The organism is Deinococcus metalli (genome assembly GCF_014201805.1).
Lineage (GTDB): Bacteria > Deinococcota > Deinococci > Deinococcales > Deinococcaceae > Deinococcus > Deinococcus metalli.
Genome location: NZ_JACHFK010000006.1, coordinates 36,936 through 51,110, shown reverse-complemented (window position 1 = coordinate 51,110; position 14,175 = coordinate 36,936). Strand labels below are relative to the sequence as shown.

Annotated in this window: 16 protein-coding genes; 9 read left to right on the top strand and 7 right to left on the bottom strand. The window is 71.0% G+C overall.

What is annotated here, in order from left to right:
- The first annotated feature begins 11 nt into the window (after positions 1 to 11).
- Positions 12 to 1,283 (top strand): MFS transporter, encoded by a 1,272-nt coding sequence (locus tag HNQ07_RS12580; protein WP_184112303.1) that lies wholly within the window; start codon positions 12 to 14, stop codon positions 1,281 to 1,283.
- A 113-nt stretch (positions 1,284 to 1,396) separates the two neighbouring features.
- Positions 1,397 to 1,891 (top strand): pyridoxamine 5'-phosphate oxidase family protein, encoded by a 495-nt coding sequence (locus HNQ07_RS12575; RefSeq protein WP_184112301.1) that lies wholly within the window; start codon positions 1,397 to 1,399, stop codon positions 1,889 to 1,891.
- A gap of 54 nt (positions 1,892 to 1,945) precedes the next feature.
- Here HNQ07_RS12575 and HNQ07_RS12570 read toward each other — a convergent pair whose 3' ends face one another.
- The gene (locus tag HNQ07_RS12570; RefSeq protein ID WP_184112299.1) at positions 1,946 to 2,416 is read right to left on the bottom strand and encodes an OmpH family outer membrane protein; all 471 of its coding nucleotides are present in this window, start codon (positions 2,414 to 2,416) and stop codon (positions 1,946 to 1,948) included.
- A gap of 41 nt (positions 2,417 to 2,457) precedes the next feature.
- Positions 2,458 to 2,949, bottom strand: coding sequence for an OmpH family outer membrane protein (locus tag HNQ07_RS12565; RefSeq protein WP_184112297.1), 492 nt, complete (start codon positions 2,947 to 2,949; stop codon positions 2,458 to 2,460).
- A 100-nt stretch (positions 2,950 to 3,049) separates the two neighbouring features.
- Between HNQ07_RS12565 and HNQ07_RS12560 the strand changes: the two genes are divergently transcribed.
- Complete coding sequence (locus tag HNQ07_RS12560; protein WP_184112295.1) at positions 3,050 to 3,673, top strand: CBS and ACT domain-containing protein; 624 nt, start codon at positions 3,050 to 3,052, stop codon at positions 3,671 to 3,673.
- A 95-nt stretch (positions 3,674 to 3,768) separates the two neighbouring features.
- Here HNQ07_RS12560 and HNQ07_RS12555 read toward each other — a convergent pair whose 3' ends face one another.
- From HNQ07_RS12555 to HNQ07_RS12540, 4 genes are read right to left on the bottom strand one after another with little or no spacing between them, the layout of a single operon-like run.
- Complete coding sequence (locus tag HNQ07_RS12555) at positions 3,769 to 4,398, bottom strand: CoA transferase subunit B (RefSeq protein WP_184112285.1); 630 nt, start codon at positions 4,396 to 4,398, stop codon at positions 3,769 to 3,771.
- Positions 4,398 to 5,093 (bottom strand): CoA transferase subunit A, encoded by a 696-nt coding sequence (locus HNQ07_RS12550; RefSeq protein WP_184112284.1) that lies wholly within the window; start codon positions 5,091 to 5,093, stop codon positions 4,398 to 4,400. The genes HNQ07_RS12555 and HNQ07_RS12550 overlap by 1 nt, the downstream gene beginning before the upstream one ends.
- A gap of 22 nt (positions 5,094 to 5,115) precedes the next feature.
- Positions 5,116 to 5,859 carry an alpha/beta fold hydrolase gene (locus HNQ07_RS12545; protein WP_184112283.1) on the bottom strand — a complete coding sequence of 248 codons (744 nt, stop codon included), beginning with the start codon at positions 5,857 to 5,859 and terminating at the stop codon, positions 5,116 to 5,118.
- Positions 5,852 to 6,940 carry an alpha/beta fold hydrolase gene (locus HNQ07_RS12540; protein WP_184112281.1) on the bottom strand — a complete coding sequence of 363 codons (1,089 nt, stop codon included), beginning with the start codon at positions 6,938 to 6,940 and terminating at the stop codon, positions 5,852 to 5,854. Before HNQ07_RS12540 ends, HNQ07_RS12545 begins: the two co-directional genes overlap by 8 nt.
- A gap of 94 nt (positions 6,941 to 7,034) precedes the next feature.
- Between HNQ07_RS12540 and HNQ07_RS12535 the strand changes: the two genes are divergently transcribed.
- The 6 genes from HNQ07_RS12535 to HNQ07_RS12510 all read left to right on the top strand — a co-directional run bounded on the left by HNQ07_RS12535 (position 7,035) and on the right by HNQ07_RS12510 (position 12,911).
- Entirely contained in the window at positions 7,035 to 8,195 is a 1,161-nt protein-coding gene (locus HNQ07_RS12535; protein WP_184112279.1) for an ABC transporter substrate-binding protein, read from the top strand.
- A gap of 80 nt (positions 8,196 to 8,275) precedes the next feature.
- Positions 8,276 to 9,373, top strand: coding sequence for an alpha/beta fold hydrolase (locus HNQ07_RS12530; protein WP_184112277.1), 1,098 nt, complete (start codon positions 8,276 to 8,278; stop codon positions 9,371 to 9,373).
- Positions 9,374 to 10,234 (top strand): branched-chain amino acid ABC transporter permease, encoded by an 861-nt coding sequence (locus HNQ07_RS12525; protein WP_184112275.1) that lies wholly within the window; start codon positions 9,374 to 9,376, stop codon positions 10,232 to 10,234.
- Between the two features lie 70 nt (positions 10,235 to 10,304).
- On the top strand, positions 10,305 to 11,282 hold the full coding sequence (locus tag HNQ07_RS12520) for a branched-chain amino acid ABC transporter permease (RefSeq protein ID WP_184112273.1): 978 nt from the start codon (positions 10,305 to 10,307) through the stop codon (positions 11,280 to 11,282).
- Positions 11,279 to 12,025, top strand: a complete 747-nt coding sequence (locus HNQ07_RS12515) for an ABC transporter ATP-binding protein (RefSeq protein WP_229831994.1) — start codon at positions 11,279 to 11,281, stop codon at positions 12,023 to 12,025. The genes HNQ07_RS12520 and HNQ07_RS12515 overlap by 4 nt, the downstream gene beginning before the upstream one ends.
- A 142-nt stretch (positions 12,026 to 12,167) precedes the next feature.
- Complete coding sequence (locus tag HNQ07_RS12510) at positions 12,168 to 12,911, top strand: ABC transporter ATP-binding protein (RefSeq protein ID WP_184112271.1); 744 nt, start codon at positions 12,168 to 12,170, stop codon at positions 12,909 to 12,911.
- A gap of 49 nt (positions 12,912 to 12,960) precedes the next feature.
- Here the strand turns inward: HNQ07_RS12510 and HNQ07_RS12505 are convergent, their stop codons facing one another.
- Positions 12,961 to 14,175: a polysaccharide deacetylase family protein gene (locus tag HNQ07_RS12505; RefSeq protein WP_229831996.1), complete on the bottom strand. Its 1,215-nt coding sequence runs from the start codon at positions 14,173 to 14,175 to the stop codon at positions 12,961 to 12,963.

The window sequence follows — 14,175 nt, the reverse complement described above, 5'->3', positions numbered from 1 at the left end:
ACTCGCCGCACATGACTTCCTCACTCCCAGTGGAACGGGCACCCGTGAGTCCATGGGCGCTCTCGGCGTTCTGGTTCGGCACGGCCTTCCACTGGCTGGTGATCCTGCTGTCGCTGGTGCCCGCGAACGTGCTGCACTTCGTGGGCGAGGCGCACAAGGGCACGTACGTGGGCCTGCTGACCCTGATCGGCGCGGCCATGGCGCTGATCATCCCGCCCATCGTGGGCGCGCAGAGCGACCGGCGCGGGCGACGCCTGCCGTACCTGCGCCTCGGCGTGGGCGTGAACGTGGTGGGGCTGGCGGTGATGGCCGGGGCGGTCTCGGGCCTGAGCGGCATGGGCGGCTTCTGGGTGTACGTGCTGGGCTTCCTGCTGGTGCAGTTCGGGAACAACTACGCCACCGCGCCGTACTCGGCGCTGATTCCGCAGCTCGTGCCGGTGCGCGAGCGCGGACGGTACTCCGGCGCGATGGGCATGCTCCAGGCGGCCGGGCAGCTGCTGGGCGCGGTGGGCGCGCTGGTCGTGAGCCTGCTGAAGCTGCCGGACGCGGCGCTGTTCGCCCTGGTCGGCGTGATGCTGCTGCTCCCCGCCCTGGTCACCGTGCGCGGCGTGGGCGACGCGGACCGCGCCGCGCCCGTCACCCCGGCGAGCGCCGAACCGGAGCAGCCCTGGACAGCCCTGTTCGCGTACCGGCCGTTCCTGTGGGTGTTCGTCACGCGGGCGCTGTTCGCGCTGGGACAGTACTCGGTGCAGCCCTTCCTGCAGTTCTACAACCGTGACGTGCTGAAACAGGCCAGCCCCGTCACGTCGAACCTGTACATGCTCGCGGCGATCATCGTGGCGAGCATCCTGTCGGCGCTGGTGGGCGGGCGGATCAGCGACCGGGTGGGCCGCAAGCCCGTGATCTACGTGGCGGGCACCACCATGGCCGTCACGGCGCTGCTGTTCCTGGTCGCGCCGGGCTTCGGGGCGGCGCTGGGGCTGGCGGTGGTGTTCGGGCTGGGCTACGGGGCCTTCACGTCGGTGGACTGGGCGCTGGGCAGCGACGCCATGCCCAGCCGGGCCAGTTACGCGCGCGACATGGGCATCTGGCACGTGGCCTTCGTCGCGCCGCAGTTCATCGGGGGGCCGCAGGGCGCGCTGCTCGACTGGGGCAACGCCCAGACGCCGAACCTGGGCTACACCCTGGTGTTCGGCATCGCGGCCGTGTTCTTCGCACTCGGCGTGGTCCTGGTGCGCAACGTGCCGGAACGGGTGGCGCCGACCGGGCCGCAGCCGGCGTGACGCCCGGTCCCTGCAGTGGCCGGATGGTGCGTCCGCTCACCCTGTCTTGACCCGACGTTCAGACGGTGCCGCTCCTTGCACACGGCCGCGCAGGCGCATGTCAAGGTCACGCCATGAGCGACCTCAGCCACCAGGATGCCGTGAAGAAGATCGCCGGGATCATCAAGAACGTGAAGTTCGCGATGCTGACCACGACCACCGCCGAGGGGCACCTGCACGCCCGGCCCATGACCACCCAGGAGACCGAGTTCGACGGCGACGTGTGGTTCATCGGCGCCAGGGACTCCGAGGCCGTGGCGGACATGCGCGCCCGCCCGCAGGTGAACCTCGCGTACGCCAAGCCCGGCGACGGCGAGTACGTCAGCGTGAACGGCACCGCCGAACTCGTCGAGGACCGCGCCAAGCTCGACGAGCTGTGGAGCGACTTCTACAAGGCCTACTTTGAGGGCGGCAAGGAAGATCCCAACATCCAGCTGATCAAGGTGCACGCGAACGGCGCGGAGTTCTGGGAGAGCGACGGCAAGGTGCGCACGCTGTTCCAGCTCGCCAAGGGCGCCCTCACGGGCCAGCACGCCCACATGGGCCAGAACGACACCGTCAAGCTCTGAGCCCAGACACCACGCCGCCCGCGAGCACGGACTCGCGGGCGGCCTTGTGGCGCGTTATTTCAGGAGCTTCTGGACGGCGGCGGTCAGGCTGGTGCCCTTGTCGGCGTACAGCACGAGCTGCGTCTGCGCGGCGACCTTCTCGTCCATCACGATGGCGAAGCCGTTCGCCTTGGCCGCCTGCGCGACCGCGGCGTTCAGCTTGGTGCTCAGCGGCGCGAAGGCCGTCTGGAGCTTCTTGGTGTAGTCGGCCTGCAGGGTGGTGTACGCCTGCTGGGCCTTGGTCACGGCCTGCCGGTCGGCGGCGCTGCCCGAGGCGCTGGCCTTGGCGGCCAGGGTCTGGATGGCCGCGCGTTTGGCCTTCAGGTCGGTGTCGGCCTGCGTCATGACCTTCACGTACGCGGCGTTGTTCGGCATGGCCTTGACCAGCGTGTCCACGTTCACGAACGCGACGCGCGGTTTGGGCTGCTGGGCGCGGGGCACGGTCGCCAGGAGCGCCAGGGGCAACAGGATCAGGATTCGGTTCACGGAGGACTCCCCTTTCACGGCGAATGGAGGCAGGGGAACGCTCAGGGCTTGAGGGCCTTGACGGCCGCGTCGGTCAGTTCGGTGGCGGGGTCCGCGTAGATCACCAGACCGCTCTTGGCGGCCACGGTCTTGTCCATCACGACCGAGTAGCCGTTGGCCTTGGCGACGGTGCTGACCGCCGTGTCCACCGCCGTCTCGACGGCCGTGATGCGGGGTTCGTTCTGCTTGTCGTAGGCTTCCGCCTTGGCCTTGATGGTCGCGACCAGCGTCTCGCGCTGCTGCTTCTCGGCGGCGGTGGCGCCAGCGCCCTTGGCGTCGATGGCCTTGATCTGCGCGTCCAGCGGATCGAGTTCGGCCTTGGCCTTCGCGTTGGTGTCCTGGATCAGCTTGTTGTTGGGGTGGGCGGCGAGCAGTTTGCTGACATCGACGAAGCCGACTTTCTGGGCGCCGGTCTGGGCGTGCGGGGCAAGGGTGCCCAGGCCGAACGCGGCCATCAGGGCAAGAGGAGCAAGAGCTTTGGCGGAAATCTTCATGAGAGGGAGGCTAGCATGCACTTCTCTGAGCCGAATGAAGCGCGCCGTCACCTGCGGATCAGGCGGGGTGCGCGGGCGGGCCGTGGACTAGACTGCGCGCATGCTGGTGAAAGACTGGATGACCCGGAACCCCGTGACGATCACGCCCGACACGCCCGTCATGGAGGCCCTGCGGATCATCAACGACCGCCACTTCCGCCGCCTGCCGGTCATGGATGGTGGGCGGCTGATCGGCATCACGACCCGCAAGGACCTCAAGGACGCCATGCCCAGCAAGGCCACCACCCTGAGCGTGTGGGAACTGAACTACCTGCTGAGCAAGCTGACGGTCTCGGAGGTGATGGCCCGCCCGGTGGTGACGGCCGCCGAGAACGAGTACCTGGAGGACGCCGCGCTGCGCATGCAGGAGCACCGCGTGGGCGGGCTGCCGGTCCTGAACGACGCCGGACAGCTGACCGGCATGATCACCACCCGCGACATCCTCGAGGCGTTCACCAGCATCCTGGGCATGCAGGGCGGCGGTCAGCGCCTGACTCTGGAGATGGACGACGTGCCGGGCAGCCTCGCGGCGGCCACCAGCGCGATCCTGCCGAGCAACATCATCTCGGTCGCCACGTACCCCGGCGGACCCGGCCGCCTGCGCTTCGTGATCCGCGTGAGCGGCGAGGGCCTGCGCGACGTCCGCGAGCGGGTGCGGCAGGCCGGCATCAGCGTGCTGGACTGAGGGTCAACGGCTGCAGACCTCCACGGGTGGGGCCAGCCGCGACCAGCCCAGATCAGGAGCCGGAGCGCTCAAGCTCCGGCCCATTGCCGTCGGTGTCAGCCCTGGATCTCCGCGCCGGTCCTGGCACGCAATTCGTCCAGCGTGACGCCGGGCGCGAGTTCTACGAGCTTCAGGCCCCCCTCCGTCACGTCCAGCACGCCCAGGTCGGTGATGATGCGGTCCACGACGGCCTGACCGGTGAGCGGCAGGGTGCACTCGCGCAGGATCTTGTGCGCGTCCCCCTTCGCCACGTGTTCCATCAGCACCACCACACGTTGCACGCCCGCCACGAGGTCCATCGCGCCGCCCATCCCCTTGACCATCTTGCCGGGGATCATCCAGTTCGCCAGGTCGCCGCGCTCGCTGACCTGCATGGCCCCCAGGATGGCGAGGTTCACGTGCCCGCCGCGGATCATGCCGAAGGAGTCCGCGCTGGAGAAGATGCTCGCGCCGGGCAGCGCCGTGACCGTCTGCTTGCCGGCGTTGATCAGGTCCGGGTCCACCTCGTCCTCGGTGGGGAAGGGGCCGATGCCCAGCAGCCCGTTTTCGGACTGCAGCCACACCTCCATGCCGGGCGGGATGTGGTTGGCGACCATGGTGGGCAGCCCGATGCCGAGGTTCACGTAGTACCCGTCGCGGAGTTCGCGCGCGGCGCGGGCGGCCATCTCGTCTCGTGTCCAGGGCATCAGGGCCTCACCGTCCTCTGCTCGATGCGTTTTTCCGGGTGGGCGTTGAGCACCACGCGCTGCACGAAGATGCCGGGCGTGACCACGTCGTCCGGGTCGAAGGTGCCGGTCTCGACGATCTCCTCGACCTCCGCGACGGTGACCCTGCCGCTGGTGGCGACCAGCGGGTTGAAGTTGCGCGCGGTGCGGCGGTAGATCAGGTTGCCCGCGCGGTCGGCCTTCCACGCCTTGACCAGCGCGAGGTCGGCCACGATGCCGTGCTCGAGGATGTAGGTCTGCCCGCCGAAGTCCTTGTGTTCCTTGCCCTCGGCGACCAGGGTGCCCACGCCCGTCTTGGTGTAGAAGCCGGGAATGCCCGCCCCGCCGGCGCGCAGGCGCTCTGCCAGGGTGCCCTGCGGCGTGAACTCCAGCTCGAGTTCGCCGGCGAGGTACTGCCGCTCGAACTCCTTGTTCTCGCCGACGTAGCTGCTGATCATCTTGCGGATCTGCCGCGTTTCCAGCAGCAGGCCCAGGCCGAACCCGTCCACGCCGGCGTTGTTGCTCACGGCGGTCAGGCCCGTGACGCCGCTGCCCCGCAGCGCGCCGATCAGGGCCTCGGGAATGCCGCACAGGCCGAAGCCCCCGACCGCGATGGTCTGGCCGTCCTGCACGATGTCGCGGAGCGCGTCCTCGGCGCTCGGGTATACCTTGTTCATTCGTCCTCCAGTCGCGCCTTCATCATGCCCCGGCGGCCAGCCGCTCCTGCACGGGCCGCGCGTTCAGAAACGCGGTGACGTGCTCGCGGAACGCGGCCGGGTTCTCCTGCGGGAAGCCGTGCCCCACGCCGTCCAGGGTCACCGCGCGGGTGGTCAGGGCCTCGGCGGTGGCGCGCACCATGTCCGGCGTGACGAGCGTGTCGAGGGCGCCGCCCAGCACCAGCGTGGGCACGCCGCGCAGCGCGGCCGGGTCGACGTGCCACGCGGCCAGCGCGCGGGCATTGCCCGAGTAGTGACCGTCGTGCATGCGCCCGGCGTCCTCGACGTACTGCGCGAAGTTGCCGGGGCGACCCGACGGGAACAGGGCGCTCAGGCTGGCCTCGCGCACCGTGCGCACGGTGCGCAGGAGTTCGAGCACCGGGTAGTTCTCCTCGGGCGTGGCCAGCCCGGACGGCGGCGCGCTCGCCGCGAGGATCACCCCCGCGACGTGTTCCGGAGCCTGCGCGGCAAGTTCCAGTACGACCGCGCCACCCAGCGAGTGCCCCAGCAACACCGGGCGGGTCACGCCGCGCTCGTTCAGCCAGCCGGCCAGCCACTCGGCGTACGTGGGAATGGACGCCGCTTCCGGGGGGTGGTACGTGCCGCCGAAGCCCGGCAGGGTGGGCGCGAGCACCCGCCAGCCGCGCGGTGGATCGGCCAGCAGGTCGAACCACCACACCGCCGACGCGAAGTTGCCGTGCACCGCCACCAGCACCCGTTCAGTCATGCGCCTCCCCGCTTCCCACGCCCGCCGGCGCGGCGCGCGGCTGCGGCGTGGCCAGCAGGGCGCGCAGCGGGGCGGCGAAGGCGTGGGTGTCCATGATGCACCCCAGGTGGCCGTTCGGAGAGGGGAATTCCACGTGCGTGTGGGCCACCCCCGCCGCGCGGCTGGCCTCGGCGAAGGCGCGCATCTCGGCCGCCGGAAAGAACTGATCCACGGTGACGTTCGCGGTGAGCAGGTGCAGCCCGCCCGCGCGCCAGCGGCGATACAGTTCGTCCGCCGCGCCGACCTGCGCGAGGTCGTGCGTGAGCACCGCGCGGCCGATGTCCAGGACGTGCGGCAGGCTGGCCACGCCCATGCGTGAGCGCAGGTACGCGCCGAAGTCCGTGGCCGTGAAATTGCGCGCCAGGCCGTCCGCGCCGAAGCCGAACAGCGAGATCAGCCGCAGCGCTCCCTCCAGGCCACCGCTCGCGGCCACGTCGCGCAGCAGCGGCGCGAAGGCGCCTTGCAGCGCCGGCCCGGCCGCCGGGGACGCCGCGATGGCCGCCACGCGCGGCGCGAGCTCCGGCGTGCGGGCCGCCCACTGGAGCGCCTGCATGCCGCCGAAGCTGGGGCCGATCACCGCGTGCCAGCGGGTCACGTCCAGCGCGCGCATCACGTCAAGTTGCAGGGCGTGCAGATCGCCCAGCGTCCACGCGGGAAAGCGCCCGCCCCACGGCTGCCCGTCGGGGTGCGGCGTGGCGGGGCCGGTGGTGACCACGGCCGGGTCGAGCGCCTGCACGTTCGAGAGCGTGTTGGCGCACACCACGAGGTAGCGCCCGGTGTCCACCGCCTTGCCGGGGCCGATCACGTCGTCCCACCACCCGGGCGTGCCGTCCGGATTCAGGCCGGCGGCGCGCATGGTGCCGGTGTAGTGGTGGCACACCAGCACGGCGTTGTCCCGCGCGGAATTGAGGGTTCCCCAGGTCTGCGCTCCCAGCCGCACCGGCACGGCCTGACCCGCCAGCGTCGCGGTCACGTCCAGTACCAGCGTGCCCGGCGGCCCGGCGCTTCCCACCGCTCTGCCCTCCTGCGCGTTGTGTTGCATCGGGGCCCAGCGTAGGCGCGCCGCGTTACGGGCCGGTCACACGGCAGGGGTGTAACGTGACCGTGACGGCCGCGCCCTACACTCCGGGGCGAACATGAACAGAATCCTCCTGACGGGCGTCCTGCTCGCCGTGTCCAGCGCGGCCGCAGTGAAAGTCGGTATTCTCCTTCCCCTGAGCGGCCCGAGTTCGGTGTCCGGCCAGGCCGCCCAGAACGGCTACAACCTGGCCCTGGACGAGATCAACAGGGCCGGCGGCGTGCTGGGCAAGCCCCTGGAACTGGCCATCTCGGACGACGGCAGCGCGCCGGCCAAGGCCGTGCCGGAGTTCGTGAAGCTGGTCACCGTGGACAAGGTGGACTTCATGGCCGGCGGGGTGAGCAGCGGCGTGACCGTGGCGCTGTCCGGCCCGGCCAAGCAGTACAACACCTTCATGGCGTGGATCGGCGCGGCCGCCACGCCCGTCGAGGACGCCTTCGCGGGCTACCCGTACTTCTTCCACTACCACCCGTGGTCGTACTACAACTTCGAGGCGATCCTGGGGTACTTCAAGTACCTCAAGACCTACAAGAAGGCGAAGAACATCGCCATCGCCTACGAGGACGGCCCCTTCGGCAGCGCCGGGATCGACGCGACCGTGGACGCCTTCAAGAAAGCGGGCTTCACCGTGGTCATGACCGAGAAGTTCAAGACCGGCAGCGGCAACTTCGGGCCGCTGGTCAGCAAGGCCAAGGCCGCCAACCCCGACATCCTGTACTGGGTCGGCTACGACACCGACGCCCTGCCGCTGGCGACGGAAGTCAGGCAGCAGAACCTGAAACTGGGCCTGATGTACGGCACGCCGCCCTCGTGGCCGGTGGGCTTCGAGAAAAATGCCCTGTCGGACAACGTGGCGGGCCTGAGCCTGTGGCTGCCGACCAGCCCCACCAAGGAGAGCCGCACGTTCGTGGCCGCGTACAAGAAGAAGTACGGCACCGTCACCGAGGAGTACTTCGCGCCGCTGGCGTACGTGAACCTGAAGTCGCTGGCCGCCGCCATCAACGCCGCGGGCAGCACTGACAAGGACAAGGTCGCGGCGGAACTCGCCAAGACGAACATGCCCACGCCCTTCGGGCCCCTGACCTTCACGCCCAGCCTGAAGACCAAGTACCAGGGCTTCAAGGCCGGCAACTGGCTGCACTTCCAGTTCCAGAGCGGCGCGCGCGTGCCGGTCTTCCCGATCAAGTTCGCGCAGAAACCCATGGTGTACGGCAAGTAACGCGGCGCCGGGGACGCGGGGGCCGCGCAGCAGCACGCGCGGCCCCCGTGCCCGCAGAACACGGAACGGGGAGGACAACCATGACGGGAAACGTGGAATCGAGGACGGTGGACACCGCCCGCGTGCGGACGCGGGTACTGGAACGCCCGGCCGTGGTGGGCGCGCGGCGGCGGGTGCTGCTGGTGCACGGCAACGTGTCCAGCAGCGCATTCTTCCATGACCTGCTGCTGGCCCTGCCGGACGACGTGCACGCCGTCGCGCCGGACCTGCGCGGCTACGGCGGCACCGAGCCGCGGCCGGTGGACGCCACGCGCGGCCTGCGCGACTGGTCGGACGACGTGCTCGCGCTGATGGACGCGCTGGGATGGCCGTCCGCGCACCTGCTGGGCTGGAGCCTGGGCGGCGGCGTGGTCATGCAGGTCGCCCTGGACGCGCCGGGGCGGGTGCAGTCGCTCACGCTCGCGGCGGGCATTTCCCCGTACGGCTTCGGGGGCACGCACGGCGAGGGCGGCACGCCGAACGCCGCGGACTACGCGGGCAGCGGCGGCGGCACCGTGAACGCCGCCTTTGTCGCGGCGGTGGCGGCCGGCGACCGCTCGGACGCGCCGGGCAGTCCGCGCGACGTGCTGCGCAAGTTCTACGTGAATCCCGCCGCGTTCACGCCCACGCCCGAGCAGGAGGAAGCGTGGCTGGACGCCATGCTCTCGACCCGCACCGGCGACGACCACTACCCCGGCGACATGAGCGCCAGCGGAGCGTGGCCGAACGTCGCGCCGGGCACGCGCGGCGTGGCGAACGCCTTCTCGCCGAAGTACCAGAGTCTCGCGGCCTTCGCGCAGCTCTCGCCGGCCCCGCCGGTGCTGTGGGTGCGCGGCGACCTGGACGCCATCGTGAGCGACGCCAGCTTGTTCGACCTCGCGCAGCTCGGGGCGCTGGGGGTGGTGCCGGGGTGGCCGGGGGCCGAGAGCTGCCCGCCACAGCCGATGGTGACGCAGCTGCGCGCTGTGCTGGACGCCGCGCAGGCCGGCGGCGGATCGTACCGCGAGGTGGTGCTGCCCGGCGTGGGCCACTCGCCCTTCCTGGAAGCGCCGGACGCGTTCCTGGCGGCCTTCACTGCCCACCTGGACGCGGAATCCATCCCCGATACCCCATCCTCACTCAATACGGAACGCCTCTGAATGGACCTCTTTTTCCAGACCCTCATCAACGGCCTGCTCCAGAGCGGCATCTACGCGCTGGTCGCGTCAGGGCTCGCGCTGGCGGTGGGCGTGGTCGGCATCGTGAACTTCGCGCACGGCGAATACCTGATGATCGGCGCGTTTCTCGCGTGGGCCGGCAGCGCGTGGCTGGGCCTCGACCCCCTGCTGAGCCTGCCGGTCGTGGCGGTCGCGGTGTTCGGCGTGGGCGCCCTGACCTACCGCGTGAGCATCCGGCACGTACTGCTCGCGCCAGAACTCAACCAGATGCTGCTCACCTTCGGCCTGGGCATCCTGCTGCAGAACCTCGCGCTGATGGTGATGGGCGGCAACACCCGCACCGTCAGCACGCCGTACCAGGCGAGCAGCGTCACGCTGGGGCAGCTGAGCATCGGCGGGCCCAAGGCCATCGCGTTCGGGCTGGCCGCCGCCCTGCTGGGCGCGCTGTACGCCGTGCTGTACCGCACCACGCTGGGCCGGCAGATGCGGGCGGTGGCGCAGAACCGCCGCGGCGCGCAGCTGATCGGGATCGACGTCGACCGGGTGTACCTCATCGCCTTCGCGGCGTCGTGCGGGCTGGCGGCCATCGCGGGCGTGCTGGTCAGCGTGCTGCTGTTCGCCTCGCCCACCGTGGGGCTGGTGTTCGCGCTCAAGGCCTTCGCGATCATCGTGATGGCTGGCCTGGGCAACCTGACCGGGGTGCTGTGGGCCTCGGTGATCCTGGGCGTGTCCGAGGCGCTGGTGCAGACCTACGTGCCGGGCGGCGGCGGCTGGAGCGACGCGGTGTTCTTCCTGATGATCTTCGGCACGCTGGTGCTCCGCTCGTACCGGGGGGCAAGGTGAGACGCTTGCCGTCCACTGCGTCACCGAATCGGGAGGGCACCGATTCGGCCCGTGTTCAGGCGGGGGTCGTATGAGCGCCGCGCTGCCCGGCCGGGCCGCCCGCGCGCGCCCGGACGTCACGTGGCCCAAGCTGCTGCCGCTGCTGATCTTTCTCGTGCTGGCGCTGGCGTTTCCGTTCCTGCCGCTGGGCGACCACCGGGAATTCCTGCTCCAGATCGGGTATTTCACGCTGGTCGCGGGCATCCTGGCGCTGTCGTGGGACATCCTGGCGCGCTCCGGGCAGGTGAGCCTGGCGCACGCGGCGTTCTACGGCCTGGGCGCGTACGGCTACGCGCTGCTGCTGCGCGCCGGCGTGCCGTGGCCGGCCGCGCTGCCGCTGGCGGCCGTGCTGTCCGGCGGAATCAGCCTGATCCTGGGCGCGGTGACCATGCGCCTGAACGGCATGTACTTCGCCATCGCCACTCTGGCCTTCACGGAGGTCGTCCGCACCGTCATCCAGAACCTGCCCGAGAGCGTGGCGGGCGGCGCGAACGGCCTGCTGGTGCCGGCGCTGCTGGGCGGCAACTCGCGCGGGCAGTACCTGCTGGCCCTGACGCTGCTGACCGTCACGGTCGCCGCGAGCCTCGCCGTGCGCCTCACGCGGCTGCACCACGCGTTCTCCGCCATCCGGCAGGGCGAGGAAACGGCCCGCGTGCTGGGCGTGAGCGTCGTGCGCTACAAGCTGCTGGCGTTCTTCCTGTCGAGCACGCTGGCGGCGGTGGGGGGCGTGCTGTACGCCGGCAAGACCTTCTTCATCAACCCGCTGGAGACCTTCAGCCTCGCCAATTCCATCGCGCCGCTGACCACCTCGATCTTCGGCGGGCTGTACACCACGCTGGGGCCGGTGCTGGGCGCCACGCTGCTGCGCGTGGCCGAGGAACTGCTGCACGGCGCGGTCAAGAGCGGCTACCTGGTCGTGTACGGCCTGGTGCTGATGCTGAGCATCCTGTGGCTGCCGCGCGGCATCGTGGGCCTGTGGCGGCGCGGGCGCAGCGGAGGCGACCTGTGAGTGCCGGGCAGGACGTGCTGCGCGCCGAGGGCCTGGGCAAGCGCTTCGGCGGTCTCCAGGCGGTGCAGGACGTGTCGTTCACGCAGCGCCGCGGCGAGGTGCTCGCCATCATCGGGCCGAATGGAGCGGGCAAGACCACGCTGCTGAACCTGCTGTCCGGCGTGTACCGCCCCAGCGCCGGCCGCCTGCACCTGCTGGAGCAGGACGTGACGGACTCGCCCATCGAGCACCGCTGCCACCTGGGCCTGGGACGGGCCTTCCAGATCGTGCGGCCCTTCCCGGACATGACCGTGCACGAGAACGTCACGGTGGGCGCGCTGTTCGGCACGCCCGGCACGCGGCTGCGTGAGGCGCGCGAGCAGGCGTGGGCGCTGCTGGAACTCACGGGACTCGCTCCGCACGCCGAGAAGGCCGCGCACGACCTCACGCTGCTCCAGGACAAGCGGCTGGAGGTCGCCCGCGCCCTGGCCACACGCCCGCAGGTGCTGCTGCTCGACGAGGTGATGGCCGGGCTGCGGCCCGCCGAGTCGCAGGAGGCCGTGGGGCTGATCCGCAGCGTCCGGGACAGCGGCGTGAGCGTGCTGTTCATCGAGCACATCATGCCGGTGGTGCGCGACCTGGCCGACCGCGTGGTCGTGATGGACCAGGGCCGCGTGATCGCGCAGGGCACGTACCGCGAGGTCACGGCAGACCCACAGGTGGTCAGCGCGTACCTGGGCACGGAAGCGGAGTTGCACGCATGACCCCGGACCAGGGGCGGACGGCGCTGTTCCCGAGCGGACTTGCAAAGCTGCGAAGCAGAGCGAGTGGGGACCGACAGGGTCGGCCCACAGTGGAGCGGCGGACGGCGCTTTCCCGGCCGGTCCGGAACGGAGGGCCGATCCGATGACACAACGACAGGCGAACCCCATCCAGGGACAGGAACTGCTGATCGAGCACCTGGCGGCCGGGTACGGCAAGGTGCAGGTGCTGTGGGACGTGTCCGTGCGGGTGGGGCCGGGCGAGTTCGTGGCGATGATCGGCGCGAACGGGGCCGGCAAGACGACCACCCTGCGCGCGGTGAGCGGCGTGGTGAAGCCGACGGCGGGACGCATCACGCTGGGCGGCGTGGACGTGACGCGGGCGGCGCCGTCCACGGTGGTGCGCCTGGGCCTGGGCCACGTGCCGGAGGGCCGCGAGCTGTTCGCCCACATGACGGTGCGCGAGAACCTGGAGCTGGGCGCGGCCATGCGCCCGGAGGCGCGTGACGCGCAGGCGACCACGCTGGAGCGCGTGTACGCCCTGTTCCCGCGCCTGCACGAGCGCGCCGGGCAGCTGGCGGGCACGCTGTCGGGCGGCGAGCAGCAGATGGTCGCGGTGGGCCGCGCGCTGATGGGCTTGCCGAGCGTGCTGGTGGTGGACGAGCCCAGCCTGGGCCTGTCGCCGCTGATGACCCAGACGGTGTTCGGCGCGCTGAAGGCCGTGAACGACGACGGCGTGAGCGTGCTGCTGGTCGAGCAGAACGTGGGCCTGAGCCTGCGGCTGGCGCACCGGGCCTACGTGCTGGAGAACGGACAGGTCGTGAAGGAGGGCACCGGCGCAGCGCTGCTGGCCGACCCCGCCGTGCGCGGAGCGTATCTGGCGCTGTGAGGGCCGGCCCTGGAAGTCCAGGGCACAGCACCGAACGTTCGGTGCGGTCTTACTTCGGCAGGCCGCCCACGGTGGTCAGCGTCACGTCGCGCTGCCGGGCATAGCGCAGGAAGTCGCGCAACACGTCCAGCATCTCGGGCGCGTTGTCGTGCAGCAGCACGATGCCGCCCGCGTGCAGCTTGCTGCGGTACCGGGCTTCCAGGGTCGAGTCGCCGGGGTTCTGGAAGTCGCCGGGGTCGTCCGTCCAGAACACGGTGGTCAGGCCCAGGCTGCGCGCGGCGTTCAGCGTGCCGGGCGTGTAGTCCCCGCCGGGCGGGCGGAAGTAGCGCACCGGCTTGCCCGTGATGGACCTCAGCAGGTCGTCGGTCCAGCGCAGTTCGTCGGTGGCGTCGGGCAGCGACAGGGGCGGCAGGCGCACGTGGTGGTAGGTGTGGTTGGCGACCTCGTGGCCCTGCGCGGCCATGTCGCGCACGAAGTACGGGTACGCCTGGGCGTTGCGGCCGATCACGAAGAAGGTCGCGTGCGCGCCGCTGCGGCGCAGCAGGTCAAGCAGCAGCGGTTCGAACAGGGGGTGCGGCGCGTCGTCGAAGGTCAGGGCCGCGACGCCGTCGGTGCCCCGGCGCGCGCGGTAGAGCAGGCCGCCCACGTCCCCGCCGGTGATCTGCGCGCTGGTCACGCGCAGCTGCGTGCGGCTGCGCTGCGCGGGCCGCGCCGGCATGCTGGGCGAGGTGGTGAGGGTCGGGCCGGTCTCGCGCACCTTGTCCGGCTCGCGGTACGTGGGGAGGGCCTGCGGGCCAGGGTTGACCCACTGGCGGTCGTAGGGGCCGCGGCCGGCCGTCCAGGCCTCGAAGTCCATCGTGCGGGCGCGCGGCACGCTGGCGGTCAGCAGGGGCAGCGGCCCGCCGAAGCCCGCGTAGGATGACGCGTCGTACACGCTGACGTCCACCTCGGCCAGATCGGGGCGCGCGGCGTACACGCGGGCGACGACCGTCCCGGCGATCTCGCGCGCCTGGGCGTGCTGCTCGGGCGTGAGGGTCAGGATCGCGTGCGCGACCGTGATGAAGCCGTTGCCGAGCACGTTGATCACGTGGACGCCCGGCATCGCCGGCGTCAGGGTCAGGGTGGGCAGGGTCGGCGCCGGTCTGGTGCCGGGCGCGACGGGCTGCACCTGACCGGGCAGGGCCGTGGCGGGCGTCTGGGCGGAGGCGGCGACGGAACTCAGGGCGAGCAGGGCGAGGAGCACTCGAAGAACGGGGCGTCTCAC

Coding starts and splice junctions, on each gene's coding strand:
- HNQ07_RS12580 (WP_184112303.1), top strand. CDS start 12: ATGACTTCCTCACTCCCAGTGGAACGGGCACCCGTGAGTCCATGGGCG.
- HNQ07_RS12575 (WP_184112301.1), top strand. CDS start 1,397: ATGAGCGACCTCAGCCACCAGGATGCCGTGAAGAAGATCGCCGGGATC.
- HNQ07_RS12565 (WP_184112297.1), bottom strand. CDS start 2,949: ATGAAGATTTCCGCCAAAGCTCTTGCTCCTCTTGCCCTGATGGCCGCG.
- HNQ07_RS12560 (WP_184112295.1), top strand. CDS start 3,050: ATGCTGGTGAAAGACTGGATGACCCGGAACCCCGTGACGATCACGCCC.
- HNQ07_RS12555 (WP_184112285.1), bottom strand. CDS start 4,398: ATGCCCTGGACACGAGACGAGATGGCCGCCCGCGCCGCGCGCGAACTC.
- HNQ07_RS12550 (WP_184112284.1), bottom strand. CDS start 5,093: ATGAACAAGGTATACCCGAGCGCCGAGGACGCGCTCCGCGACATCGTG.
- HNQ07_RS12545 (WP_184112283.1), bottom strand. CDS start 5,859: ATGACTGAACGGGTGCTGGTGGCGGTGCACGGCAACTTCGCGTCGGCG.
- HNQ07_RS12540 (WP_184112281.1), bottom strand. CDS start 6,940: ATGCAACACAACGCGCAGGAGGGCAGAGCGGTGGGAAGCGCCGGGCCG.
- HNQ07_RS12535 (WP_184112279.1), top strand. CDS start 7,035: ATGAACAGAATCCTCCTGACGGGCGTCCTGCTCGCCGTGTCCAGCGCG.
- HNQ07_RS12530 (WP_184112277.1), top strand. CDS start 8,276: ATGACGGGAAACGTGGAATCGAGGACGGTGGACACCGCCCGCGTGCGG.
- HNQ07_RS12525 (WP_184112275.1), top strand. CDS start 9,374: ATGGACCTCTTTTTCCAGACCCTCATCAACGGCCTGCTCCAGAGCGGC.
- HNQ07_RS12520 (WP_184112273.1), top strand. CDS start 10,305: ATGAGCGCCGCGCTGCCCGGCCGGGCCGCCCGCGCGCGCCCGGACGTC.
- HNQ07_RS12510 (WP_184112271.1), top strand. CDS start 12,168: ATGACACAACGACAGGCGAACCCCATCCAGGGACAGGAACTGCTGATC.